Origin of the sequence: Streptomyces shenzhenensis (assembly GCF_003688995.1) — a bacterium.
GTDB classification, from domain to species: Bacteria; Actinomycetota; Actinomycetes; order Streptomycetales; family Streptomycetaceae; genus Streptomyces; species Streptomyces shenzhenensis_A.
The window spans coordinates 1-2,249 of the sequence record NZ_PENI01000080.1; the positions used below are offsets into that span (position 1 = coordinate 1).

The 2,249-nt window shown below is 75.1% G+C and carries 3 protein-coding genes; all 3 read left to right on the forward strand.

All coding sequences use genetic code 11. The annotated features are described in order from the left end of the window. The coding region (locus CTZ28_RS46215; protein ID WP_183154922.1) for an alpha-glucosidase C-terminal domain-containing protein at positions 1-293 on the forward strand (293 nt) is incomplete at its 5' end. Positions 294-324: 31 nt separating this feature from the next. Then, positions 325-1,689 carry a maltokinase N-terminal cap-like domain-containing protein gene (locus CTZ28_RS46220; protein WP_121895940.1) on the forward strand — a complete coding sequence of 455 codons (1,365 nt, stop codon included), beginning with the start codon at positions 325-327 and terminating at the stop codon, positions 1,687-1,689. A gap of 4 nt (positions 1,690-1,693) precedes the next feature. Next, positions 1,694-2,249, forward strand: a 556-nt coding sequence (locus tag CTZ28_RS46225) for a GlgB N-terminal domain-containing protein (RefSeq protein WP_472926683.1), incomplete at its 3' end; no start/stop codon positions are given.

Here is a 2,249-nt window from a genome sequence, read left to right on the forward strand (position 1 = left end):
CCGCCTTCGGACTCGGCACCTACACCGAACTCGACTCCACCAACCCCGCAGTCATCGCCTTCCTCCGCGAACACGACGACGACCTCGTCCTCTGCGTACACAACTTCTCCCGCTTCGCACAGCCGACCGAACTCGACCTGCGGGACCACGAGGGACGGCACCCCGTCGAGCTCGTCGGCGGAGTGCGCTTCCCCGCCATCGGTGAACTCCCCTATCTCCTCACCCTCGCGGGCCACGGCTTCTACTGGTTCCGGCTCTCCCGAGTCGCATCCCGCATCGGCCGACGCCGCTGAGCGCGTGGCGCCGAGGAAAGGACGCCTGACCATGCCGAAGACCGTTTCGCTCCGGCCGCGCGGCGCGGCCGGCCCCGACCGGCCGATGGCCTCCCTGGTCGGACTGCTGAGCGAATGGCTGCCCCGGCAGCGCTGGTTCGCGGGCCGGGACCGGCCCGTCACGGATCTCGCCGTGCTGTCCACGACCGAGCTGTTCCCGGGCTGTCTGCATCTGCTGGTGGAGACCGGGCAGGGCGGCGTCCCCGCGCCCGGCGGCACGCCCCCGGCCGGCGCCTGCTACCAGTTGCTGCTCGGCGTGCGCAAGCATCTGGCGCCGCACCTGGACCGGGCGTTCATCGGCCGGGTGCGGGAAGGCCCGCTCGCGGGTGCCGCACTCTACGACGCGCTGCACGACCCGCGCTCGGCCGCACTGCTCCTGGAGCGGCTGCGGCGGCCGGGCGCGGCAGGCCCGCTGCGCTTCGAGGCGGACCCGGCCGTGTCCCTGCCCGGCGGGCTCGCGCCACGGCTGCTGACCGCGGAGCAGTCCAACTCCTCGCTGGTGTACGGCGATGCGTACATCCTGAAGGTGTTCCGCCGGGTGGAGCCCGGCATCAATCCGGACCTGGAGGTGCCGGGGGCGCTGGCCGCGCAGGGCTGCGCCCGGGTGCCCGCGCCCGTCGCCTGGTTCCGGACGACCGAACCGCGGCCGGCCACGCTGGGGGTGCTCCAGCCGTTCCTGCCGGACGCCGCCGACGGCTGGACGCTGGCGCTGCGCGCGCTCGCCGCGGGGGACGACTTCACCACGCAGGCCTACGAGTTGGGGCAGGCCACGGCCGATGTGCACCTGGCGCTCGGCACCGCCATCCCGTCCGCGGGCAGCGGCGAGAACGGCCATACGGTGGCGGCGATGACCGCCCGCCTGGAGGCCGCCGCGCGCTGTGTGCCGGCCCTCGCGCCCTTCGTCCCGGGGCTGCGCACCGCGTTCGGCGCGCTGGACGGCCACGACGCCGAGCCGCCCGCCCAGCGCATCCACGGCGACCTGCACCTAGGGCAGGTGCTGCGGGCCGGACGGGACTGGTTCGTCATCGACTTCGAGGGCGAGCCCTCGCGCCCGCTCGCCGAGCGGCGCAGCGCACAGTCCCCGGTGCGGGACGTGGCCGGCATGCTGCGCTCCTTCGACTACGCGGCCCGGCAGCGGCGCCCCTGGCGTCCGCAGTGGGCCCACCGCTGCCGGGAGGCCTACTGCGCGGGCTATGCCGACCGGGCCGGCTGGGACCCGCGCCACAAGCACGCGCTGCTGCGCGCCCACGAGACCGACCGCGCGGTGTACGAGGCCGTGTACGAGGCCCGGCACCGTCCGGACTGGCTGCCCGTTCCCATGGCCGCGATCGAGCGGCTCGCCGTCAGGGGAGGCTGACACCATGGCACTGCGCGACACCTCGCTCCCCGAGCCGTCGGGCCCCGTGTCGCCCGCGGTCCGCCCGCTGGATCCGGCCGACCGCGAGCGGCTCCTCGCGGGCGCCCACCACGATCCGCACGCCCTGCTGGGCGCGCACCCCGTGCCGGGCGGCACCCTCTTCCGGGCGCTGCGCCCCTTCGCCCGCGCGGTGAGCGTGCTGGCCGACGGGGCGCGCAGCGGGCTGGCCCACGAGGGCGACGGCCTCTTCTCGGCGGTGCTGCCGCACGCGACGGTCCCGGCGTACACGCTGCTGGTCGAGTACGCGGACACCGTGCACGAGACGGCCGATCCCTACGGTTTCCTGCCCGCGCTCGGCGAGCTGGACCTGCATCTGATCGGCGAGGGCCGGCACGAGCAGCTGTGGCGGGCGCTGGGCGCCGAGCCCATGACACACCAGGGCGTGACCGGCACCCGCTTCACCGTGTGGGCGCCGAACGCCCGGGGCGTGCGGCTGGCCGGCGGGTTCAACTTCTGGGACGGCACCGGATACCCGATGCGTTCGCTCGGCTCCTCGGGCG